This window comes from Bacteroides sp. L10-4, assembly GCF_013373675.1.
Taxonomy (GTDB): Bacteria; Bacteroidota; Bacteroidia; order Bacteroidales; family Bacteroidaceae; genus Bacteroides; species Bacteroides muris.
This window is the reverse complement of record NZ_JABXJH010000058.1, coordinates 1-23,951: the sequence shown is the minus strand read 5'-3', so window position 1 is coordinate 23,951 and position 23,951 is coordinate 1. Positions and strand designations below refer to the sequence as shown.

The following is a 23,951-nucleotide window of genomic DNA, read 5'->3' as shown; positions in this document are numbered from 1 at the left end:
CTGATAGAGGTCGTACACCTCCTGGTAGTTTACTTTTTCTTTTGCCATAATCTTTGTTAGTAATTGGTTATGGCGCAAAGATATGCTGGGTTGCGATGCGTGTCAAGGCGGAAAATAGAATGGTTACGGGTGTTTTTGTATTCTTTAAGATTGATAGTATGGGAAGGTAAGTGGAAAACCTCCCTTTTAACGTGCAAACCACTTGTTTTTTCTTGGATATAACGGGGAATTTACGGATTAATCTCAACTATTAAAAACTGTCATTCAACAAGTTCAAATTCACATTTTCCCGATTCACATCCATTGAATATAACAGCAATCTGATGAATGCCGGGATAAAAAGTTCTTGTCGTTATGGGGCGAAACGAATGTTTCCTATTGACTTCCGTAATGGAGTTTCCTTTGTATTCCTTCTCACTGATTTTATAGACTTTCCTCGTCATCTCTCCATTCATTTTCCGATAATAGATTCCGTATTCCAATCTTATTGTCCGTTTTTCCGTATTATAATTGTTTAGATTAAAACAAAATTCAACAGAATCACCCATTTTTATTCTTTTTGTAAGAATCTTAAAGTCACCTATGCTGATATTGTCATTCAAACTCAGTCCAAACAGGTTCAATATCTCGTGATTCCCCTGCTTAAGCAATGTTCGGCATCCATGCTTGATAACCCAATCAATATTCTCTGATTGCCCTTTCCATTTTTTAGCCAAAGCAATTACGATTTGTGGATTATCCTTTGAAATATCGTTCAGGTTATTGGCAACACTCAACCTTACAAACCTGGATGGATCGTTTTTCAGATTTTCCATAATCGGAATGATGGGAGCTGGATTTTCTTTTAATTTAGGCAATGACATCGCCCACGGCAGACGAGGTCTGCACCCTTCCGATGCAAGCCTCCTTACCCCCCAGTGCGGATGTTTTGACCAAGCCAACATCTGTTTCATCATTTCATCTTGATATTTCACAATAAAGGCATGGGTCACAAATTCGCAAGTCGTGAATTGCGTAATTCGCTCAATGGCTTTCACTGATGTCTCATAGTCCTCTATTCCATATCGCTCCACATAATGGTCCAAAATAACCCCATATTCTAATGTCAGCAAATTGAAATTTTTATCGTCTATCTTTGAAAAATCGAGCAGTCTAACTTTTACACAGTCTAATAATTTAAAGATTTTCGCAACAGCTTCTTTATACTCGGTTGGCATAAACTTGTGCAGAACAGTAGTTATGTGTGCAATCCGCTGCTTATAACCTCTGTTCTCCCATTCTTCATCCATAACTAAAGTTACAAACTTGTCTACACTCATGTTCTGGAGAACAAGAGACAAGTCGTTGACAAACCTTCCAAAGAATGGCTTATCAAACATATTTTTAAAAGATTCTGCCATTACTTTTATCTTACTACTATACCATTTTCGATGTTGATTTCAATTTCATAGTCCTTTATATCCTTGATTCCGATGCCGCTATGAGTTCTTTATCTGCTTCGATATTCTTCATCTACAAAATAATACAATGCTCCATAGCACGATGGAGCGATTTATAAATGCAGAAGCACAAACTACTGATGCAACACTCGAAGTCGAAAGTCGTAGGAAACCTTGTGTACAGATGTAGAGGTAGCAGCCCATGCTGTATGCGTGAGAACCACTATGCAATCCCAGTACACTGGTGAATTTCCTACGTTCTCGACTTACAAGAGAGCATAACGCTTCTTATTTTCTTATTTCTTGGAAAGAGTTGCCCCTATCCGAATGCAAAATTAGTTATTTTATTGATGTTTTGCATTATATAGAGCGGAATTATAGCTTGAATCCTCTACTTTTTCTTGATTCTTCTACTGATTGCCGTAAACCTTGCCGAAGTTTCTCCCATTGCTCTTTGAACCATTCGCCTATCGGTTGCTTGTTTATTGTAAGCATCAATTTATTATTATCAACCGAACTTTTCTCAATTTTGAAAATGTCATTCTTGATTTCAAATCTTCGCCTATGCTCTTCGGAATAGATTTTTCCATTGCATCTGATTGCTTCCTTTTTTGTCAAAAGACTGTTTACCATATCTTTGGTAAATCCGATGGCATAGCAGAGTTTTTCCATTCTCAACATCTCTTTGAGTAAAGGGAACCAGTTGAACGCCTTTTCAAGAATGGTGTTCAATCGGGATATTTCCTTGTCCTTGATTTCAAGCTCTTGATTATGTATTCCTTGAAGATTACGAATCTGTTTGCCATGCTGTTCTTGCATATGTTGCATCTGAACTTTTAAATCATCAATGCTTTTATCCCGTTTAACAATCTCCTGTTGCAGTTCCGCATTGTTATGTTCCAGCTCTTTCAGTTTGCCGCTACCGAAAAGAGAACCCACTCCGCTTGCTATGGCTGTGGCAGCATCGGTGGCTACACTTTTGAGCTTGTCAGTGCGTATCTCCGATTTTACCTGTTTGAGTTCCTGTTCGGCAAGTTCCACCTGTTGTTCTTTATGCCGCTTTGCAGCATCTATGCGTTGCAGTTCGGCTTTCTGTTTTTCAATGATGAAGTCATTGCGTTCCAGATGTTCTTTGCCAGTGACATTTTTTGATTGCCCACGTTCCATCATTAGAATGTCTGATGCCAAAGTCTGCATTGCTGCCATATCCTCGTCATTGAGTTTGCGGCTCTTTCCTGTATCGTGGTTCATCCAGTCAAAAACAATATGGGCATGATAATTCGGCTTGAACCATTTTCCACCCACTTGGAAACTCTCCTTGTCTTCTGTGTCAGGTTTTCCACCCAGCCAATGTCCTTCGTCCTTATGCAGGAATATTTGGAGTGGCGTGATGCCCCAGCGTCTTTGGCACTCTTCACCGAATTTGCGTACATCAGCCAGTGTGGTGTCCGGTCTGATAAGCAATACTCCTTCACGGATGGGTGAACATCCCGCCACTTTGATAATCCTTCCATTCTTTCCCTTGCGTTCCCTTTCCTTTTCCTGCATGGCACGTCCGGTTTTGTTCTTGACCATTTGCTTGATATTGTCATAATGAGTTCGCAGTTCGGGAGTGCCGAAGTCGGGATTTATCCACTGTTCGTTATCGGTGGAAAGTTCGGGAACGACATAGATTCTGGACTCCCCGATATTACGCATATACTCGGCAGTCCTTCGGTTGTGTGCCTCGCTCGATGCGATGTTGCAAGGCTTTATGTGTATGCTTGATTTTGTTGCCATAGCTTCTTTTTTTGTTTACATTAGATTACTTTGTCCGCTTCCGTAACGGGGTTCTTAGGGGTAACCCATAAGCGGAGATTGCAAAGAGAGGGTCACTCTTTGCTCGGGGTTCTCAGGGGTGAAACGCCCTGAGTGGGTCATTAGGGCAAAGCCCTAATCCCCTCGGGAGAGCCCACAACTACGGAAGCGGAGCGTGTAGTTATAGTGGGCTATAACCGAAAGCCGTTCTTCTTTTTCGGTGGCTGGGTGTGCGTCTCTCTTACGGACTGGACTTGCCTGTTTCTTTCAGCCTGTTTCTGTAGGTATTCGTTCAAGTCCTTGCATCCGCTGTAGGTCTGCGAAGCGTCACGGATGTATAAGTCTCTGCCGTATTCCATACGGATTTGCCGGAGTGCTTCCATCCCTGCACGGTCATTGTCAAAGAAACAATGTATGCGCTCGTAACTACCCAACGGATAGAGAGCCTTGCTCACATTCGATACAGAGTTCAATACCATATAATCTTGTCTGTCCAGTTCGGGAAATTTCGGGCAATTTTCCAATCTCAAAGTAAGAAATGAAAGATAGTCCATAAATCCCTCGAACACATAACACGTTTCCCTCGCTGTTCCCGGCTGTCTGATGTGGGAAATATCTTTTGGTGCGATACAACCTTTGAAATATCGGTTGCGGATTTCATGCCCACCCGACACGTTGGGAAAGGCGATGGCGAAATACCGTTTGCCGTTATGGGTGAAGTGCGCTTCACTGCATTCTCTTTTCGCCAGTACAATGTTTATTCCCCTTTCCTGCAAATAGGTGAGTAGGGCAGGAGAAGAAAGCGGTACAATCTCCAGTTGCTGAAAACTTGGCTCGGAAAATGATTGCTTGCCAAAAGAAAAAGAAACAGGACGGACATGTGGTGTCTGTTCCGCTATGCGTTCCAATATATAAGGTATATGGTCAGTAGCATATAAGTGTGAAGCCAGTTCGATGATGCCGCCGCCTTTGCCGAGTGCAAAATCATACCATTGGTTGCGTTCGGTATTTACCTTGAACGAGGCTTCCGTTTCTTCCCTTAGCGGTGATTTATACCATAGGTTGATACCCTGTTGTTTGACGGGAGAATATCCCAAACTGTGAAGATAATCTGCTATCTTGATTTGCTTGGCTGTCTGTATATCCATAAAATGATTGTTTTAGTAATTGGTGAATTGATTTGTTTTTCTTTTCGCCCGTACCATTTTAAGAAGTACGGTCTGTATAACCACTTCACTAAATTGTCGTATATATAGAGTACGGCAATAAAGTGAAGCGGTTTATCCATTCCTTGCATCACTTCGCTTTATCCTTAATATATAGACCCACAGAATAAAGTGAAGCGAGTGCAGGTAACGGGTTAATAGTGGAAGTCGGGCATGAATGTGTATTTTCTGCCGTTCTCCTGCACTATCATCCGTTTGTTGCGAAGCATGGTGATGAGCGGCACCGCCTTTTGATGGTTCAGCTTTACACCTATTGACGTATAGCTTTTGATTAAGGCATCTTCCAGTTCCTTGTAACCGTATTCCTCTTTCAGCCCGAAAACGGCTTCCAATGCGATACGGTGCTGCTGCTCGGTAATATGCCTGTAAGGGTCGAACTTTTCTTCCTCGGGTCTTCCCGGTTTCCTGCTTTCTGTTTTGTAACCCTCTATGAGTTCGGGCAAGGCACTGTCGTTGATGCGAAAGGCAAAAGGCTCGAAATCCATTGCCCGGATGTGCATGGCTGAAACATTGCTTATATCTCCGTTGCTTTTGTCTTTTTCCACCAGCAATACGGTTTCCGCCTTATTGTTCAACTCCGTGCCGATATGCCCTCTCGCATTCTCATCCCCTTTGTTCTGGTGCAGTATCGTATGGATATGTATCTGCCTGTCGTCCGTCCACTGCATCAGTTTGGATATGATGCGTGTGGATTCGCCGGGGCTGTTGATGTCATATACCATGTCACGGATGCCGTCTATGATTACAAGACCAATGTCGGGCGTATTATAGATAGCCTGTTCGACAATCCTGATACGCTGTTCAGGTGTGTATTTTCTCAAGGCGAGAAACTCAAGGTTCTCATTATCCCTGTCATCAGGCAAGTCAGCCATCCGTAAAATACGTTTCATGACTTTCAGGCAATGATAAGGACTTTGCTCCGTATCAACATAAAGCACTTTCCGCTTCCCGTCGGAGAGTTCCGCTACATACCGCAACACTGTGCCATTCTTCAATGCGGCGGCTACGATAGCCGAAACATTGAATGTTTTTTTACTTTTGGCTTTGCCGATGGATGCGCTGAAGTTGCCCAATGTCCCAATGACAGAACCATGCACTTTGAGGATTTCAGGTGCTTTCTCATAACTTTTCGACAGACTCAAACGTGAGGCTTGCCAAAGGATTACGGCTTCTTCTGCCGATATGTCCTTAAACTCTTTCATATAGTCCATAGCCATTCCTCCCATTATTTCCGTCCTCCGGTTTTCTTTCCTGCCAGTTCAAGGGCAAGCTCCACATCCACGATAATCTTGCGTCCTATCTGGGTGATGGCTTTGTCAATCTTTCCGCTTTTCTTGATGCGGTTGGCGGTTGGCAGGCTGCACCCAAATAGTTTGGCTATGCCCAGTATTCCGTACACATACTTTCTTTCTGTGTCCGTAACGGGTCGTGGTTGCACTTCCGTTTGACCGGAAGCGTGTCTGCTCAGGAATATGAACTCTTCGCCTGTCATCTGCCAGACGGGTTTTAATAATAACTCTTGAAGATTTGTCATCGTTCAATCTATTTAGCCGTTAAACAATCAGCCCTGCGCACTGGCTGTTATCTCTGTTCTCGAACGATGCAAAATTAGGTAGGGGCGTGAGTGGTAAGGATGTGGTTGGCGTAAATAGAATATTTTATTATTTCTCTGAATATCAGACAATAAAAATACCACTCAAAAATTAATTTGAGTGGTAAAAGTGGTAATTTCGTAAAATATCAGGGTGTATCACGGATTATCGGAATATTGCGTCCATTTCTTTGGCGAACTTCTGGTTACTGTCACTTGGAAAATCCGACACCGGTTCCTTGTACTTTGACTTGTAGTAGTTCTCGTCAATATCCAGTTGTTTCAGCATTTCGTTTTTCCATTTATCTCTGTCTTGTTTGGGCAGTCTTTCACTCATCAGGAATATCAGGTAACACACCCGTATCTTTTCCCTTGCCTTGATTTTTAATTCCTTTTTACAGGAGGATAGGTTCATGTTGGCATAGAAGTCCTGCGTTGAAATATCTTCAAACTGTTCCCCCACACAGGCTTTATGAATAAGCGAAAGTAATTCTGTATTGAAATATTCGGATTGCTCCTTTGGCGCATCCTGCTGTTTCTCTTGCTTGCTCGGTTCATCCGGCTTGTCTTTTTCTACGGGAATATATTTTGCCAATATTTCCATAAAATGGAAACTCAGTTTATAAATATCTCCGCAACAGTTCTCAATATATTGGAGAGATTCCTTTCTTGCCTGCCTTTCCAATTCATAAAGCCTGTCCAGTTCTTCTTTTTCCTTCTCATATTCAGCCTTGCAGCGTTCATACTCCTTTTCGGCTTGCTTTTCTTCTGCTGCCGTATGTACCCTGTAGCCAATGGAATCATACCTGTTGTATGCTTCATTCAAAGGCTTGCTTAATTTTTGTGTAACCTCCAATTGTGCCTTTATATCAGCGTCATATCTGTCGGCAAAGTTGTAGCACACACGAGAAATTATCTCATCATCAAACAATGGATGTTTTTCATAAATGAGTATGTTTTTCTCTATCTCGGTTCTCAGGCTGTTGAGAATCAGAGTATATTTTTCTTTCTGTTTGTCAAGCACCAGTTCAAGGATGGCGGCTTCAAAAGCTTTTGTGTCATTGTATTGCTTATAGAAGTCCGTGATGAATTTCTGCTTGTCAAAAGAGAAAGTATGGCTGACTATAAAGTCGCTGTATATCCGGTTGAGTTCGCCGTATTGGGGAATCATAATCTGTATTTCTCCTGCCATATACGCTTGGTTTATGGATTCTTATCTTTATCAAGAAGGGAAGTCAGTTCTTCCTCCACTTCTTCTATACTTGGCAGAGCCGATTTTAAGTTTTCAGGTATAGCCTTGCTCAGTTGGTAATCGCTGATGCCTATCGGCTGGTCGTAGCCTGTCAATGCGTATTGCGCTACAACTTCGTCTTTCCCCTTGCACAGCAACAACCCGATAGTCTTGTTGTCATTCTCTCCCCTCAGTTTGTCATCCACCACATTGATGTAGAAGTTCAGTTGCCCCGCATACTCCGGTTTGAATGGGGTCGCTTTCAATTCCACTACGATGTATGCGTGCAGGGGGATGGAATACAGAATCAAGTCTGCATAGAAATCGCTGTTACCAATTTGAAAGTGTTTTTGTCGGGCAACAAAGGCAAAGCCATTGCCCATTTCCAGCAAGTAACGGGTGACGTGCTTAACCAATTGTTCTTCTATGTCCCTTTCGTCCGCCTTTTCCTTCGTTCCAGCCAAATCAAAGATGTACGGGTCTTTCAACAGGTAATTGGCAAGGTCGCTTTGCGGTGCAGGAAGCGTGGCTGTGAAATTGTTTACCTTGTTGTTGCTGATTTGTCTGCTATATAAGTTGGTCTCAATTTGTATTTTAAGAACATTACTGCTCCAGCCCATTTCCACGGACTGTTTCATGTACCAATATCCTATGCCTAACGGTAACGAGCCATCAAGTATAACCATTTGGCTTGCCCAGTTTATTCTGGCGACAGGGGAGTTCAAGAAAATTTTTTCTATCTCCCTAATTCCCATTCTGTAAATGGCAGAAACGGTTTTCTCTACGTCCTGAATTTGCGCAGGAGTTTCCTGCGTAAATTCTAAAGACTGACAATCAACGGATTGTATTTGCGCAGTAAGTTCCTGCGCAAATTGCTTGTCGTTCAGTTTTAATACTTCATTTGTTACATTCTGTATGTTTGGAACAGACAGTCTTGCATCCGTATCAATGAAATTCTGCAATGCTCTCAATGGATATGTTCTTGCAAACTGACACATATAGGTAAGGTTGCGTTCTGAATAGCCTTTCTTTTCAGGGAAATTCAGCCGGATAGCCTTTGCCAACTGTTTGATGGTTTTGCTTCCCCATCCGTGCAGTTGCTGATGATAGAGAATATAGTTGCCCATTTTCCAGTAATGGAACAACATTTGCGCATTGGCAGCGGTAATCAGCCGTACTTGCGCCTGTTGTATTTCCGAACCGACAGCATTTATAAATGCATCAAAATTCGTCTTTTCTATGTTATGTCCGTTGTTGCTCATCTTATGATATTTTCAGAATACAAATATACTTCAATGGTGGTAATCTATGAAACTAATTGATACTTTTATAGTTGATTAAACTTGTTCATGGCGTTTGCTCTGATGTCATCCGCTATATCAATGTAGGGCTTCATGGCTTTGTAATCACTGTGTCCAGTCCATTTCATAACCACCGGCGCCGGAATTCCGAGTGCCAACGCATTACAGATGAAAGTCTTTCTTCCGGCATGGGTACTTAACAATGCGTATTTGGGTGTGACTTCATCTATGCGCTCATTTCCCTTGTAGTAGGTTTCCCGTACAGGCTCGTTGATTTCCGCCAGTTCACCCAGTTCTTTCAGATAATCGTTCATCTTCTGATTACTGATGACGGGCAATGCCATGTGGTTCTCGAAATGAACATCCTTGTATTTTTCAAGAATGGCTTTGCTGTGGTCGTTCAGTTCGATTATCAGGCTGTCCGCAGTCTTGACTGTGGTGACTTCAATGTGGTCGGGCTTAATATCACTTCTTTTCAAGTTACGGACATCCGAATATCGTAAGCTCGTGAAGCAACAGAACAGAAAGACATCCCTGACACGTTCCAAATACTGCTTGTCATGCGGTATTTGATAATCTTTCAGCTTGTTCAGTTCATCCCATGTCAGGAATATTACCTTTTTAGGGATTGTTTTCAATTTGGGCTTGAATGCGTCGTATGCAATGTTCTGATGATGCCCTTTTTTGAAGCTCCAACGCAGGAACCATTTGAGAAACCCCATCTGTTTGCCAATAGTGCTGTTTCTCATGTCCTTTTTATCACGCAAGAAATTAACATACTCGTTCAGCCCGAACTCGTTGAAGTATTCAAAGGTTACATCTTCCTTGAATTCTTTGAGGTGATTTCTTACCGCTGCAAATTTCTCATAGGTGGATGTCGTCCAATTATTCTGGTTGCCACACTCTTTTACAAACTCATCAAACACTTCCCAAAAACTAATCTGTACTTCTTCCTGTTGTTCTTCACTGCTGTCTTTCATCCGCAGATTGAATGCATCCTTTAGCTGCTGGGTGGTAGGTATGGTTTCCTGCACCTCAAACTCCTTGAATACGTTTTGCATTTCGGCATAGTATTTCAGCAAGTCTGCATTGATTTCGGATGCGCTTTGTTTCAGCTTGTTGGTGCATCCGTTCTTTACCCGTTGTTTGTCGGCATCCCATTTGGCTACGTCAATCCGGTAGCCTGTTGTAAACTCGATGCGTTGGCTTGCGTATATGACACGCATACGGATAGGCACGTTCTCTACGATTGGCACACCGTTCTTCTTCCGGCTCTCCAATGCAAAAATGATGTTACGTTTGATATTCATAATTGGGTGCGTTTGAAATTCTACACCCAAATATACACCCAAAAATTGAAATAGCAAAAGGCATTTAGAAAGATTTAGATTTACTCTTCATTGTAGATAATATATGATTATCAGTGATTTGCAATTTTATGATATTTTCTGAAAGCGTAGGTTCTGGAGCCATATACTCCTGCACCTTTAACTAACGGAAGAGAGATGCTACTCGGAATTCGTAGCGGTTCTCCTTTTTCGCAAAATATAATTATTTTGGTGTCTGGCATTATCCCCACTTTGGAAAATCTTTCCAAAAGACTTTGTCCTATCACACCATCGTATCCCGATGATGGATCTTCATCAACAAATATCTGAATAGAATCTGCGACAAGAGAGCCAAGCATTAAAGAATTGTCAAACCCGGTTTTTTTAATTATAGAGGTGGAATGAGCGTATTCCACTGTATCGCTTTCGCACAGATTCAGCAGTTTTATCAACCGTTCATTTCTTGCATTTACAAAGATGGCAGAACACCCAGTGTCTAATAAGAAGTTGAACGGTAAAGAGTCATTATTGACAAATACTTCAACGTGAGGTAGATTGTTTATTGGACTAATCTCAAACGGTACAATATCTCGTGCCTTCACAATAAAAGCCGAGAATATAAAAACAAGAATTATTATCGGTTTCATTTTTATGTTGGTTACTTATTGTATGATTTATCAATCATTCGAAAATGTACATTTACTTCATGCGTGAGCTATAAGAACAATGGCTTCAAATCCATCGGCGAATCTTATTTTTTCAAATGCCTGTCAAGCCATGAGTATGCCCGTTCTTTTACTCCTGTTGGGAAACAATGACGTCCGCCATTTTCCTCAAAAAGAATTATCTCTATGTCCGTGCCTTTGTTTTTCAAGTATTTATCTTTGAAAAGTTCCAGTTCCGCAGCAAATCTTTTATCCGATGAATCTGGTTGCCCGTCGCCCCATTGGTGCGCTCCTTCAGATATGAACAAAGCCCGCGGAGCAATGGCCGCTATATAATTATGAGTGTCTATACCGAACTTCACACTGCCCGGAAGCACCAGTGAAGCCGGCATTGTGCCCGGTCGGTTGTAGTTGTAATAACTATTGATTTCTGATGTTCCACAGTTGGCTACGGCTGCTTTTACGCGAGGCTCATAGAACATACAGTATGAAAGAGCATTTGCTCCTGCAGAATGGCCGATAGCACCGATATTGTCGGCGTCCACCTCTGGCATAGACAATAAAACATCAACCGCACGTGAAAAATCGTAGGCCTCCTTACCCCAAGTGTTACGACCTTCCGCAAGCAATACCCCTATTCGTTTCTGCTGGGTGAAGAAATCCCTCTCATAATCGTTCTCAGATAAATTCCCCCAGTCCTGACACGTCTTGCGCCTGTCGGCATGATAGAACCGATCGGGGCATATCACGACATAGCCGCGCTCAAAGAGTTCCTTGCCATAGAACATTGTGCTGTCGCCCAACAGCCCGGCAGGCTCCGACTTGCCGATATGATAATGGACATCGTCCTGATGCATGGCGACAATGGCCGGAGCTTTCTTGCCTTGCGGTAGCGATGGAACAAACAGATATGCACTACCCCAGTCATCCGGGGTCTCAAGTGCGGGATTCCCCGGTTCTATAAAGTAGTGTATCTTATACCTGACCCCACCGTCTAAGGCAGTGGTCTCCAATGTGTCAACTCGCAAAGGCTCTTTATCCGGCATTACTCCCAACAAAGATGTCAGCAGTTCATTATGGGTTGGCGCCGGAATCTGTGCCACCGTTGTCATTGCAATAGCGGCACAAGACAAAAATGTGATGATTTGTTTCTGCATACACAACTGTTATCTCATTGACCCTCTGAGACTATGAAAGAGTTAAAGAAAACGTGAGCCAACTATGCCACGTCTAAACTGATGGTCGTAGGAAACCTTTGATGCAGATGTAACAATAGTGACCCACGCATATGCGTGAGAACCACTATGCTATCTCTTGCATCATATGAAAATTTCCTACGTTTTCAGTTTACAAGATGAGCATAACGCTTCTTATTTTACCAAAATGTCGTGGATCGGACTCCACCAATCCGACTGCAAAGTTAATCATAATCTTTGGGATTCAGCGGATTATTACCGATTTTTTCGTAACTTTGCCTTATGGAATCACCGGAATTTACCAAACTGCTCGCAAAACTGGTCTCATATCCACAAGAAACGGAATGGATCGAGTTCAAACATAATTTCCACTCAGAGGAAGAGATTGGGCAACGCCTCTCTGCCTTGTCCAACAGTGCGGCTCTGCTGAATGAGCCATTCGGCTATCTTGTATTCGGCATCGAGGACGGAACACACGCCATCGTTGGCACATCGTTCAACGCAAAACGCCACAAGAAAGGTAATGAGGAACTTGAAATGTGGCTGCTGAACCGTCTCAATCCCAGAATCGACATAGAATGTGTTGAATTTGATGTTGATGGCAAACATATTTCCATGTATCGCATTCCGGCTGCCACCGACCGCCCTGTAACTTTTCTGAATACGGCATATATCCGTGTCGGCTCACTCACAAAACCACTTATGGGCTATCCCGACAAGGAAGCGAAACTGTGGAGGAAGAACCGTAACAGGCAATTAGACAAAACAATCGTGAAAGAGAGCTCTAATGCCTCCGATGTTATCCGTCTGCTGAGTGCTGAAACATATTTCGACCGATTGAAAATACCCATGCCGCAAACGGCTGACGGCATTATGGAACGGTTTGTCTCAGAGCGTTTCGTTATCCCTTCCATCACCGGGTATGGCATTACTGAACTTGGCGCAATATTGCTTGCAAAAGATTTGAGGAATTTTGACGGTCTGTATCGTAAGGCTATCCGGGTGATAGTTTATAAAGACAAGAGCAAGGTCGAGACAATCAGAGAGCAGAGCTTTGAACAAGGGTATGCAGTATGCTTCCCTATGATGATTGAATGGGTTAACGGCCAACTCCCTGCCAATGAAGAAATCGGCAAGGCTTTGCGTGAAGATGTGAGGATGTATCCGGAAATAGCCATAAGGGAAATTTCAGGCAACATGATTATCCATCAGGATTTTTCAGTGCTTGGTTTCCCTATGATAGAGATTTATTCAGACAGGGTGGAAATTTCATCGCCGGGACAACCTTTGATTAGCACCGACAGATTTATTGATGAATACCAGTCAAGGAATGAAGAACTTGCGGACATAATGCGAAGAATGGGATTCTGCGAGGAGAAAGGCAGCGGAATGGATAAGGCGCTTTCGGCAATAGAGAGATACCAACTGCCGCCTATCAAGTATCGGGTCTCAGACATACGAACCACCATTATCCTGTCTGCTTTTAAGAAATGGGCTGACACCACCAAAGAGGAGCGTGTTCAAGCTTGTTACCAACATGCCTGTCTTAAGTATCTCGCCAATGAAATGCTTACCAACAAATCACTGCGTGAAAGATTGGGGGTTGATGAAAAGAATTATCCCCTTGTATCGGCTGTTATAAAGGAAGCTCTCGCACAAGGATTGATTAAGATTGGTACTCCCGAAGGTACAAATCGCAGAGACATTGCTTATATCCCTCATTGGGGATAGTTCATGTAATTTCATGTAATGAACCAGCGAGATTTCAATGAATGAAGCAACTTGTATACTACAAACATTCTGAATATCAGTCTATTTGACAACTATATTTCATGTGTGGCTCATGTAATTCAATGAATAAAGCAATGACAAATATAATATCCCGGCTTAAAGAGGTCAACGGGATAGTGGGTGGTTATGACGGTGGGGCGATGCCATTTGAAGAGGCGTTTGCCCTCGCACGGTTCTACTACGATTTTCAGGACACAAACGCGCTTATAGCCGATGCGGAGGCGATGGCCGGGGATGATTCGGTAGGATTGAGGAATATCGATGTCTCCCTCAAAGCCGGAACAGCGACTCTCCTTAATAATATAGGGCGGATTGACGGTGTTGACTTCCGGGAGATTGCCAACGCTCACTCTCGACATTACCACAACATATTCCAAGAGGCTTCCGATGAGCTTAATCCATACTGGAAAAGGTACTGCGAGCTGAATAACCGCCTTGACTATCTCCCTCTCGGCTCAAAGGAGTATGCCGAGGCTGAAAAGGAGTGCGAGGCGGCAAAGGCCGAGCATGACAGGCAACAGACCGATGTCAGAAGGATATATGCGGAATATGAGCGTGAGAACCGACGTGCCGGGGATGTATTTCCCTTAAAAGCCTCCCACCTGTATGCGCTTGCCGCCAGGCTTAACGGCATTGCCGGAAGCATACTCAACGACCTTGACCGCATGGAGAAAGGGGAAAACCAATGAGCGGAAGCCTGCTGCTTGAAACCGCCGGATGGCGTGATGTGGTTGAATTAGGGCTGTGCATGGCAATCCACGACGTATGCAACGACAGCCAGTTTGAAAACTGCACCCCTCTCGATTTTGCCAATTTCCTTAACGTGAGGGAAGTGACAAAATCCATTGCCGTGTTGCCGAAAGAGAAATTGCGGGTCTGCTACATGGTCTTTGCCGTGGCGAGGAACATCAGCCCGAGGAAGGAGGCGGAGACATGGGCGCGGTTGTTCCTCCAACGCTGCGGCATCGCCAAGTCTTACTACGACAAGCACCGCTCCGACATCTGCGCCGATTATGCCACAGAGGACAACCGGAACTACCGAAAATCCATAGACGGAGCCATCGAGGAATGGCGTTCAAGGCGGAGAACCCCGTAATATCCCAACTTCTCCCCATCTACAGCATATAATGACATTTTGCAAACGCACTATGCGGCTGAAATCCAGCGCATAGTGCGTTTGCCATTTTTAAGTTTTCCCCACGGGAGGCACATTGTGCCACATAAGAACGGCTGTAATTTTGCATCGGAATACAAAGGCTGACAAATCTATCAATCAGCACATTCCAAAGTCAAAAAATATCAACTAAAAATGTAATTGCCGATGCAGACAAAACGAAAATTACTCAACTCGCAGGAAGCTGCCGACTATCTCGGCTTCTCCCTGTCGTACTTCCGCAAGATGATGATGCAGCGCGTAATCCCGATGTACAAGCCGAGCGGAAAGATATGCTTCTTCGACCCCAACGACCTCGACGCATACCTCAAGAGCGTGCGCATATCCTCGCAGGACGAAATCGAAGCCGAAGCCGCCCGCTATCTCGCGAACAAGAAACCTCTTTAACCACTCACAAACCCAATCATTAAAGACTATGCCGACAGACATAACAACCATGCCGGGAGGAAAGTCCGGCAAATCAACGGATACCAAATCCAAAGAGTCAAATTCCGGGAATCAAAGGAAAACCCAAGTCATCATGGAGTTTCTTGGCGGATGTACCCCATACGAGGCCGACGCGCTCCGTACCATGCTATCTATCGCGACAGGGAAAAGCACGTTGGAGACCATGCCGCAGTATGAACGCTCCGCACTCAACCGCTATCTCAACTTCGGATGCGACAAGGAAACCGGAGGTGTGGATGGCATCCGCGCACATCGGCAGAAGCGGGCACTCGGACTGATGAAATCAGTGTCGCAATATGTGGGGAAGGAAGAGATAATAGACATCACCACAGTACTGCTTACCGTATCTTCCGACAGGCAGGACATACAGACGGGGTTGAACAATCTTCCGAAATTGCAGACTCCGGGCGATGGTGCAAATGTAGGAAACGCACTGTCAAACGCGCCGGTACCGAAATAGAGAATCATCGTCATCCCTTTTTTCCCTCCGTTTTCATTGTTCCCCAATCCTCAATTAGAAAATTGTTGGAAGAAACACACAAAAGGTATTTGAAAACATAATCTTATGAGAAAAGAATATCATGGAAATATTGACTGACAAGCAAAGGGACAAGGAGAACCGCCGACAAATTATCATATACAGATTTTCTATATTGAAATTTCCAATCTTTGGCATTTCGCCAATAAATCATCTATCAGAAAACAAGGAACATGGAACAACAAAATCAATATCCCTTTTCATCTGTCAGTATCCGGCTGACAGAGAAAGCCGTCGAATGGCTGTCGGGAACAACCGCCGACATTGACGGCAAAGCAATCAGCAATATGGCAATATTCAGCGAACTGCTGAAAGAGATGCGTACAGCTCCTGGATATGACGGTACTTTCCGCAGACCGCTCAACCTGATGCCCGGTCAGGCGCAGTTCTCGGAAATCGGCCTTGCAGAGAAATGGAATCTTGGACGGAAGAAGATGCACAATATCCTTGCGAGAATGGAGACCGCAGGGCTGGTGGCAATCTATAACTCGCGTATCGGCTCGGCAGTCTCGTTCTCCTGCATAATGGGCTGGAAGAACTCCGACGGAAAACTGGTGTCTAACGGATTCTTTGCAGATAGAGAGCCGAATCAGATGTGCCATGAATATCCAGAAGTACAGGTCTGAAGACAGTGTTTTTTGAGAAGTGTTGCGAGATATGTTTTGGTGTTACCCTCGCTCCGCTCGGTTGCACCAAAACGCCTCGCCCCTCCCTACGGTCAGGGGCATGGCCGCTCGCAGGCTCGCACCCGATAATCAGTTTTACAAATCACGAATATCCGATTATATGAATCATAAAGATAATAGCCCCGACAATAATGCCGGAAAGACAAGGCGAAAGAAGTTGCCGCCGGAGGCTTTGCGGTCATGCACCGTCACTACCAAGATGACAGCCGCAGAGCGTGAGAAGATACACGACATTGCCGCCGGATGCAACCTTACTCCGAGCGACTACATGAGGCAGCGCGCCTTGGGCTACGAGCCTCCATCGGCACTGACCGCAGAGGAATCGGCACTGCTTCACAACCTCGACGGTTGCCGTGTCGATATACTCAACTTCGCCAACGCACTTGCCGGAATGAAGCATGATGCGAGAATCATACTTTTTCAAAAGGTCTCCTTCATGCTCGACTGGTACAGGCTGGTAGTGCCGATTACCAACGCCGTCACAGAATTTCTTAACTCCGTGATAAACGGTGGACGATTAAGTCCGCGCACAAGAAAAACCATTATCAAAATTTGAAAACATGATCGCGAAGGCAAAATCAATATCACACGGCATCAACGCCCTGAACTACATTACAGGCGTGTCGGCGAACAAGAAGCATCCGGAGAAAATATTTCATATCTGCGACAACTTCCTCCCTCCCGGCATAGACCCTTTGGGGATATGGAACTCGGTCAGGCTTGATTCCATGTCCCGACCACGCATGAAGAACAACCTTATCCGAATAGAGATCAGTCCTGCGCCTGAGCATACGCGCAACTTCACTCCTGATAACTGGAAACAGCTCTGGCAGGATTTCGTCACGGAATTTGACCGTCAGGAGTTGAAAGACAAAAAGGGTCGGTTGCTATCTCCGAAAACGAATCTCGCAGAAAGCAAGTCAACCGTGTGGTTGCACCTCGAATCCGACAGCGGCATACCTCACCTCCATGCGGTTGTTAGCCGTCTTGACGAAAATGGGAACATCAACAATGACCGAAACATCCATCTTCGGGCACAACGGGCGGCGGAACGCATCGCACGCAAGCGAGGCTGGCAGACAGCGGCCAACATCCACGACATAAACCGTCAATCCGTAAGCCGTGACTGCCTTGATGTCCTTAGTCAGATGAGGAAATGGTCGATTGACGATTATTTCGCCAGACTTGAGGCGAAAGGATATGATGTCAAGGTTAGGAAAGATGAAAAAGGCGTAATCCGTGGATATATCCTGAAAAAAGGAAACGCCAGGTTCAAGGCATCCGAGTTAGGCAAAGGTCGCAATCTTATGGCATCCAAACTTGAAGGAACGTGGAACAAGTTGCGCCCGAATCAAGAACGGCAGACAAAAGCCGACAGCAGGGAATCCGATATTCGACCGGATTATACCTCTTACAGACCCGATACCCGCCGTGTCGAATTCGAGCACGAAAGCAATTCATACACCCGGTTTATCCCCGAAAAAGTCATGCAGGTGTTTGATGACGAGTTCGACAGCCGTGAAGTGGATAATTGGGCAGACCTTATGAACGAGGCCTGCTACCACTTCGCCGTTGCAATGAGCTATATGGCGTTCCTCAATGCACCTGCTCACGTTTCCGGTGGTGGCGGAACATCGAACAACGACCTGCCAAGGAAGCGCGACAATATTGAGGAAGAGATAGCCCGTGCCCGTCGTTGTGCCGAAGCCGCCCGCTCAAAGATAGGAATTGTACGAAAACGAGGTTTCAGAAGATAATCGATTGTATTATGGCTCTTAAAAAGATTGACATATCCGGCATTGACAGCACGATAGCCGAGACGAGAGAGGACGAGCTGCGGCAGAAAGAGATCGAGGCGCAGAGCGACCTCGCCTTGCAGATTCGGCTCTTCATGAAGGAGGCTCCCTACATCATCAATGAAATCCGGGAAGCCGCCTCGCCGATGGACGCTCAAAAGTTCTCATCGGCAGTCAGTAAGAATCTCCAGAAGTCCACGATTGAAATGGCTGCGACATTCAACGCCAAAGTCAAGCCGATGGCCGATAAGATGGAGACCGCAAGAAACTGCGTCATCGTTCCGGCACTCGCCGCCTATATAATCCTCTTTTCCCTGATATGGCTGTTCGTATTTCTTGCATTGGTAATTTTCGCAAATTCCCAAGCCATACATTCCGAAGAGATAAATTCGCTTGTCTCCCTGATAATCTTCTTTTGGGTGGTCTCAGTGGCACTCGTCGCCTATCTCACCCGAAAATTCAAATGGCAATGAAAACGCAAAATTCAAAAATGTTACCCAGCCATTCTCAGCATTCCGATACATTCTGGAAAATGCCGATAAAACACCTCCGTCGTGACCGCATTGCTACCCGATTGAATATAACAATTTGTTACCCGTTGATAATCACTATAAAACGTGTATATATTGAAAATTTCCACCAAGAGGTTTGCAGTGCGAATGTGTCTGTCCGTATTGCCATGAAAAATTACTTGCCAGACATGGTGAGAAAAGAGAACATGGCTTTGCTCATCATAGTGAGACTCGTGGGGCTCGCCTTGAAATATGCTATATGGTAATATTATATAAATTGGCAGAACAGATTATACAAACGAAGAAACGGATTCATGTTCCGTCTTACTATGGCATTTATAAGGAGGATAATATTGAATTTATTGATGTAAAGATTGATAGCCGATTTGAGCGTGAAGATAAACAACCCGATGTAATTGCTACAACCTATGATAATCAACAATACTTGATTGAGTTTATATTCAATTATAAAGTGCAACATAAGCAAGACATAGATTATCGCAATCTAACTAGTCTTGAAATAGACCTTTCTAATCAGACTTTAGAAACTTTGGAGGAATTTCTTCTGTCGTCAAATAAAGATAGAAGATGGATTAATAATGAGGTATATTTTCATGGGATAGAAGATAGGTATCGTAGTAGAGGGAAAAAAGTCAAAGTTGTTTCTGAAATAGATTGCTGGCAATGTGATTTAAATGGTTCGTGTTGTGCGGTAAAGCAAGCTGTGGCATCAAAAGTTCCAATATCTATTGAGAATAATGGGCAGAGATACAGGCTTTGTAAAACGGAACTCCGTGAGCAAGAAATACAAAGACGGGAAGAAGAAAATCTGCGACGACAACAGATTTCCCCACAAAACAACAGACTTCTTCTCGACTTGTCTTTCCTAACCAAACTGCAAACGAAACAACAGAAAAATCTTGTTTCAATTGTGAGTATAATCTTAGTTGGGCTAATAAAAACGGACTTGCTAATTGTGGATTGCAACGACCTGATATTCCAAAACGCCTTAATCCTGATTATGCACAAACTTGTCGTATGTTCAAAAAGAAATAGAGCTTAAGATTTAATAGAATTTTATCCAGATATTTTCAACGAATATTTCTAACAATCTGTATTACCACTATACACAAAGATGAGTGGCATGCTCCCAATCTGAGCAAGTCACTCACCGAAAAGAATACTATACAGACATACGAGTGTCACTAACATATACACAGAAACATAATGTATGTATCGTGCCTCATTGAAGTACCAAACCACTTTAGAACAGGGTTATAGCACCAATCTAACACCCAATACAAGGAAAATAGGGGATAGACACCCTTCAGCTTGCTGACTCTCCTTTTTCTTAATACTGTTAACGCAAGTTAACTGCTATATTAGGCTTAGCACTTTTGGATGTGCCCCAAATCCAGCAAGCTGAGTATAAAATTAGCTTAACGCTTGATGCGCTTCCCACCCGGTCGCATCATCCTGTGCGCCTGGCGCAGACAACGCCTTGCCCAAGCACGGTCATCCTCGTCCTCATCACGCTTCCACGGTAGGTCGTTACTGCCACCTCCGCCACCGTGAGACTCGGCAAAAGTAGTGGCGTAATCGACATATCCGGCATACAGATACATTGCACATTTGAAGATATTCTGCCCATGTTCCGCCATATCCCTGATGAGCGAATCATCGAACAGCTTTTGTACGGAATAATCCATAGTGGAAAGCTGCTTCGTGAAGTCGGCAATGAGGTCGGAAACCAACGCATCGGACAACCGATATTGCACCTGACGCTCCAAATCATACGTGGCTTGACGCAACTCCTGATGGTTGTGTTCCACATTAAGTTTACTGTCTTCCTCTTGCCATTTCAGTTCGGCCAACCGGCGGTCTGCCACCTCCAGTTTTCCTCGCTTGTCGGACAGATTTTCAAGGACTTTTTGAAGTTCATAATCGAGCTTGGCGATGCGCTTTTGAAGTTCTTCCGAGTTACCTTTTCCTGTCCTCAACTCATCTTCCACCCATGCGATTTCATTCTCCAAATTACCTTTTCTGCTTTCCAAATTCTCAACAATAGTTGTCAATCCTTTCACCCTTTTCTCGGCTAAAGAAACCTCTTGACGGAGTTGTGACAAGGCTTGCTTGCTGTCCTCAATTTGTGTTTCCAGTGAAGTGCATTGAGCCGTCAAATGCCGACGATATTCCTCCGTAGTCCGATGCCTGGCACCCGTCTCGGCTATCTTATCCCCACGTTCCAATCCCCACCTCCGATTGACCTCTGCCAACTCGTCATGCAACCGATTCAGTACCTCCGATTTGTTGCGCAAATTCCAAAAGGCACGGTTGAAAGACACGTTCGGTTTCTTGCGAATCGTGGCAACCGGAAGCACGGTGCAATGAATGTGCGGATTGAGTTCGTCAAGGTGGACGTAGAAGCCTAAAATGTTATCCTCTCCCCATTGCTTGGAAGCGAAGCGGTAGATGTCCTTTGCCCATTCCTCAATGTCTTTGCATCGGGTGATGTGGGAGTTGTCGGCACCATGCTCCTGATTCACTTTTTGTTCTCCGAAGGCCAGTTCACGCATCCGTTCCCGTGAGCCTTGAAAAATTATTTTTGCCGTAGTGATACGGTTGGTCGGAATCTCCTTTCCGGTTTTAGGGTCGGTCTTGTAATCAGGATTCCTGATGCCCAACTCAGCGCACCGTTCCAAAAACTTTTGTGGAATATTTTTGCTCCGGTCGATGGCTTGCACCCTGCCGCCTTTCGCAATCTCAAAGTTCATATGTTCACGGCTCCGGTCATAGTTGTTGCCGGGTTTACCCAACTGAAATTGCCAACGCTCATCATTCCAGTTGCGTTGATGCTCGTCACTCATGGCAGCGGAAAATGCGCCTTTGTTTGTGTTGATGTCAAATACTTGTTTTGCCATGTACTTATCTATTCAAATCGTGTTATTCCTTCTGTAAGAGTCATTGTCGAAAACTACAATCTCCGTCATTTCACAAAGGCGGTCGGCTATTCTCTCCCCATATACTTTGCGAATCATGTCCGGTGTCAGATTGGTGGTGATAATGGTAAATAGCTGTTCCTCATATCTCTGGGTAAGCAAGTCAATAATCGGACTCATGACATTACCATAGTTCAAGACCTCCAAAGGCTCTGTACCCAAATCATCAATGGCCAGCATATCGGTTCTTGCCAGTCTTGCAAGGTTGGCGTAATCTTTTGAGACAAGCGCATTGATTTCTTTGGCACTGATGATTTGCATCCCATAATAACGATTGGTATATTCATTCCGTATGCCCAAGATATTCAATAGTTGTTGCAATGCTTTTACCATGGTACTCTTGCCGTTTCCACATTTTCCACAAAGTAAGATGCCGAATTTACGATGCTCTTTCGTCAACCATTCCGCCATTTTTTCAATCTGGGCGGTAAGTTTGTCATTGGGGATAAACGTGCGGTGCCGGAACTCTACTTCCGCCATGATTGCCGCCATAAGCGCATCTTTGGTCTGTTGCTTATCCATTGGTAATCTAAAACGAGGTATAATAGTCCTGCGGCGTAACATCCTTGACTTCAATTCCTCTACGTTTATCGTTGTTGGACTGTTTATTGTCATATCTTTTATGCTTTTGAGAGTTTAAATATTCTTTGGTCAGCTTGTTAAAAAAATGGCTTCGGCACTCTTTTTCTTCCCTTCTATCATATCCGCAGATGCGCAGATAACTGAAAAAATCTTGAAGGAACTTCTGTAATATAGAAACATCTATTGTAGTTCCACTATTTGAAAGATAGGATAGAATGTGATTTTGCCAAACGGTATCTTCCGTTAGCTTCCTTTCCAACTCATCAATACTCAAAAAATCATTCAATCTGCTTTTATCAGTAATAATGTTGTCTTTATCTTTATTACTGGTAACGGAAGCGGTCTTTGTAGCGGTAACGCAACCGGTCACATTAGCGGTCACAAATTCATCTTTGTCCATTATTATGATATAAGTGGGAGCTTTGGAGTTCTGAATACCTTCCGTGTAGTCGATAAGCCCTCGTTTTTTCAAATTATCACGGGCACGCATCAAAGTTTGCTTGTTCAGTCCGGTGACGGTACATATTACGGAAGTCGGACAAGAAACAGGCATATACCAATAGTTCTTATTGCATTCATTCAACAGATAATAATACAACTCACGTTCTCCTATGCTGAAACGTTCTGTTTTATTGGCGTGCCAAAATCGGTTAAGCAATTCAATATATGTCATCATTTCATTCCCCAATTAGATTTCGGCTTATGGCGAATGCCCTGCTGCATATCATTGATAATCTTGTCCCGTGTCTGCCTGTTGGTCTCCTGCCGTGCGTTTTCCATCCACGCCATCAGTTCCGAGCGTTTGAACTGGAGCATCTTTCCCGGTTGGTAGAACGGTATCTTATGTGCTTGCGTGAGGGCATACACGGTTGATTTTGCCCGATGAAGTATTTTGCAGGCTTCATCAATTCCTATCATAGGTTCGTCCGGCTTTTGGGAGCAACGTTCTTTCAATTCGCCGACGTCGGTTTGAATACTTTCCACTTTTTGTAACAGTTCCAAGATAGCTTGGGGCATTTCTTCAAATGATAAATTTTCTTTCATGCGTTTTATGTTTATGGATTTGTGATACAAAAGAACTTGGTTTCAATAGAATGGATTGGTTATTAATCAGATAACCTTGTACAATTAATGGATAACCCTAACTCATAAGATTTTCCATGGGACTTTTCCTCTTGTCAAAGAGTCGGATGCTGAACAGCCCCCAATCTTTGGTCATTTTTGCATAAATGGTATTCACATATCTTATAAATGAGGATATATGATTATATAACTGCTTGAATTTAATTCGATTTCATCTTTCAGCGAAAAATCAGACTGTCAATCATACTCTGAATTGATTTGTAAGTGCGAAATCCCAAGTGTGGCGCGATATATAAAATAGGATATATTTATAGGGAGTGTCCGTTTTGGAAACTCCCTCCTGTAAGTCGTGAATATTGGTAGTTGGGCTTATTACCAAAGAAAAATGATTGGGATAATGGTTGTTAGGGATTATCTCACAAAATCTATTTGATAAAAGAATCGAGTAGGAGGAACGGGATTAATTCCCGTTCCGACCTCTCACACCACCGTACGTGCCGTTCGGCATACGGCGGTTCCCTAATTAACCTTTAAACACAGGATGATAGTACATCTTAAAAGTAGGGTAA

Annotated in this window: 24 protein-coding genes; 10 read left to right on the top strand and 14 right to left on the bottom strand. The window is 43.9% G+C overall.

Going from position 1 to position 23,951, the window contains the following annotated elements:
* Positions 1–260 precede the first annotated feature (260 nt).
* From HU824_RS16060 to HU824_RS16015, 10 genes are all read right to left on the bottom strand, one after another.
* Positions 261–1,400, bottom strand: coding sequence for a DNA alkylation repair protein (locus HU824_RS16060; protein WP_065538229.1), 1,140 nt, complete (start codon positions 1,398–1,400; stop codon positions 261–263).
* A 414-nt stretch (positions 1,401–1,814) separates the two neighbouring features.
* On the bottom strand, positions 1,815–3,218 hold the full coding sequence (locus HU824_RS16055) for a mobilization protein (protein WP_154398071.1): 1,404 nt from the start codon (positions 3,216–3,218) through the stop codon (positions 1,815–1,817).
* Between the two features lie 209 nt (positions 3,219–3,427).
* Entirely contained in the window at positions 3,428–4,384 is a 957-nt protein-coding gene (locus HU824_RS16050; RefSeq protein ID WP_120469150.1) for a toprim domain-containing protein, read from the bottom strand.
* 212 nt (positions 4,385–4,596) lie between these two features.
* Complete coding sequence (locus HU824_RS16045) at positions 4,597–5,673, bottom strand: AAA family ATPase (RefSeq protein WP_123615854.1); 1,077 nt, start codon at positions 5,671–5,673, stop codon at positions 4,597–4,599.
* 14 nt (positions 5,674–5,687) lie between these two features.
* The gene (locus HU824_RS16040; RefSeq protein WP_138301283.1) at positions 5,688–5,996 is read right to left on the bottom strand and encodes a DUF3853 family protein; all 309 of its coding nucleotides are present in this window, start codon (positions 5,994–5,996) and stop codon (positions 5,688–5,690) included.
* 223 nt (positions 5,997–6,219) lie between these two features.
* A complete protein-coding gene (locus tag HU824_RS16035; protein WP_138301282.1) occupies positions 6,220–7,245 on the bottom strand; it encodes a hypothetical protein in 1,026 nt (341 codons plus the stop codon).
* Positions 7,246–7,256: 11 nt separating this feature from the next.
* Positions 7,257–8,546, bottom strand: a complete 1,290-nt coding sequence (locus tag HU824_RS16030) for a YhcG family protein (RefSeq protein WP_008664958.1) — start codon at positions 8,544–8,546, stop codon at positions 7,257–7,259.
* 65 nt (positions 8,547–8,611) lie between these two features.
* The gene (locus tag HU824_RS16025; protein ID WP_008664955.1) at positions 8,612–9,895 is read right to left on the bottom strand and encodes a site-specific integrase; all 1,284 of its coding nucleotides are present in this window, start codon (positions 9,893–9,895) and stop codon (positions 8,612–8,614) included.
* Between the two features lie 110 nt (positions 9,896–10,005).
* A complete protein-coding gene (locus tag HU824_RS16020) occupies positions 10,006–10,560 on the bottom strand; it encodes an aspartyl protease family protein (protein ID WP_176469377.1) in 555 nt (184 codons plus the stop codon).
* Positions 10,561–10,664: 104 nt separating this feature from the next.
* Entirely contained in the window at positions 10,665–11,366 is a 702-nt protein-coding gene (locus tag HU824_RS16015) for an alpha/beta hydrolase family protein (protein WP_369692708.1), read from the bottom strand.
* Between the two features lie 690 nt (positions 11,367–12,056).
* Between HU824_RS16015 and HU824_RS16010 the strand changes: the two genes are divergently transcribed.
* The 10 genes from HU824_RS16010 to HU824_RS15965 all read left to right on the top strand — a co-directional run bounded on the left by HU824_RS16010 (position 12,057) and on the right by HU824_RS15965 (position 19,781).
* Positions 12,057–13,505, top strand: a complete 1,449-nt coding sequence (locus HU824_RS16010) for an RNA-binding domain-containing protein (protein ID WP_176469375.1) — start codon at positions 12,057–12,059, stop codon at positions 13,503–13,505.
* Positions 13,506–13,627: 122 nt separating this feature from the next.
* Positions 13,628–14,254: a hypothetical protein gene (locus HU824_RS16005; protein ID WP_255260543.1), complete on the top strand. Its 627-nt coding sequence runs from the start codon at positions 13,628–13,630 to the stop codon at positions 14,252–14,254.
* Positions 14,251–14,661 (top strand): hypothetical protein, encoded by a 411-nt coding sequence (locus HU824_RS16000; RefSeq protein WP_176469374.1) that lies wholly within the window; start codon positions 14,251–14,253, stop codon positions 14,659–14,661. The genes HU824_RS16005 and HU824_RS16000 overlap by 4 nt, the downstream gene beginning before the upstream one ends.
* 225 nt (positions 14,662–14,886) lie before the next feature.
* Positions 14,887–15,126: a helix-turn-helix domain-containing protein gene (locus HU824_RS15995; protein WP_176469373.1), complete on the top strand. Its 240-nt coding sequence runs from the start codon at positions 14,887–14,889 to the stop codon at positions 15,124–15,126.
* A 28-nt stretch (positions 15,127–15,154) separates the two neighbouring features.
* Positions 15,155–15,646 (top strand): hypothetical protein, encoded by a 492-nt coding sequence (locus tag HU824_RS15990; protein WP_176469372.1) that lies wholly within the window; start codon positions 15,155–15,157, stop codon positions 15,644–15,646.
* 251 nt (positions 15,647–15,897) lie between these two features.
* Complete coding sequence (locus HU824_RS15985; protein WP_176469371.1) at positions 15,898–16,350, top strand: hypothetical protein; 453 nt, start codon at positions 15,898–15,900, stop codon at positions 16,348–16,350.
* Between the two features lie 160 nt (positions 16,351–16,510).
* Positions 16,511–16,966 (top strand): hypothetical protein, encoded by a 456-nt coding sequence (locus HU824_RS15980; RefSeq protein ID WP_176469370.1) that lies wholly within the window; start codon positions 16,511–16,513, stop codon positions 16,964–16,966.
* A 4-nt stretch (positions 16,967–16,970) separates the two neighbouring features.
* Positions 16,971–18,167, top strand: coding sequence for a relaxase (locus HU824_RS15975; RefSeq protein WP_176469369.1), 1,197 nt, complete (start codon positions 16,971–16,973; stop codon positions 18,165–18,167).
* Positions 18,168–18,178: 11 nt separating this feature from the next.
* Positions 18,179–18,679 carry a hypothetical protein gene (locus tag HU824_RS15970; RefSeq protein ID WP_176469368.1) on the top strand — a complete coding sequence of 167 codons (501 nt, stop codon included), beginning with the start codon at positions 18,179–18,181 and terminating at the stop codon, positions 18,677–18,679.
* Between the two features lie 316 nt (positions 18,680–18,995).
* A complete protein-coding gene (locus HU824_RS15965) occupies positions 18,996–19,781 on the top strand; it encodes a hypothetical protein (protein WP_176469367.1) in 786 nt (261 codons plus the stop codon).
* Between the two features lie 376 nt (positions 19,782–20,157).
* Here the strand turns inward: HU824_RS15965 and mobV are convergent, their stop codons facing one another.
* Genes mobV through HU824_RS15945 form a run of 4 tightly spaced genes read right to left on the bottom strand, consistent with a single transcriptional unit; the run spans position 20,158 to position 23,343 of the window.
* On the bottom strand, positions 20,158–21,639 hold the full coding sequence (mobV, locus tag HU824_RS15960; RefSeq protein WP_176469366.1) for a MobV family relaxase: 1,482 nt from the start codon (positions 21,637–21,639) through the stop codon (positions 20,158–20,160).
* Between the two features lie 12 nt (positions 21,640–21,651).
* A complete protein-coding gene (locus HU824_RS15955; RefSeq protein WP_176469365.1) occupies positions 21,652–22,239 on the bottom strand; it encodes an ATP-binding protein in 588 nt (195 codons plus the stop codon).
* Between the two features lie 7 nt (positions 22,240–22,246).
* A complete protein-coding gene (locus tag HU824_RS15950; protein WP_176469364.1) occupies positions 22,247–22,975 on the bottom strand; it encodes a hypothetical protein in 729 nt (242 codons plus the stop codon).
* A complete protein-coding gene (locus tag HU824_RS15945) occupies positions 22,972–23,343 on the bottom strand; it encodes a helix-turn-helix domain-containing protein (RefSeq protein WP_176469363.1) in 372 nt (123 codons plus the stop codon). The genes HU824_RS15950 and HU824_RS15945 overlap by 4 nt, the downstream gene beginning before the upstream one ends.
* Between the last annotated feature and the right edge of the window lie 608 nt (positions 23,344–23,951).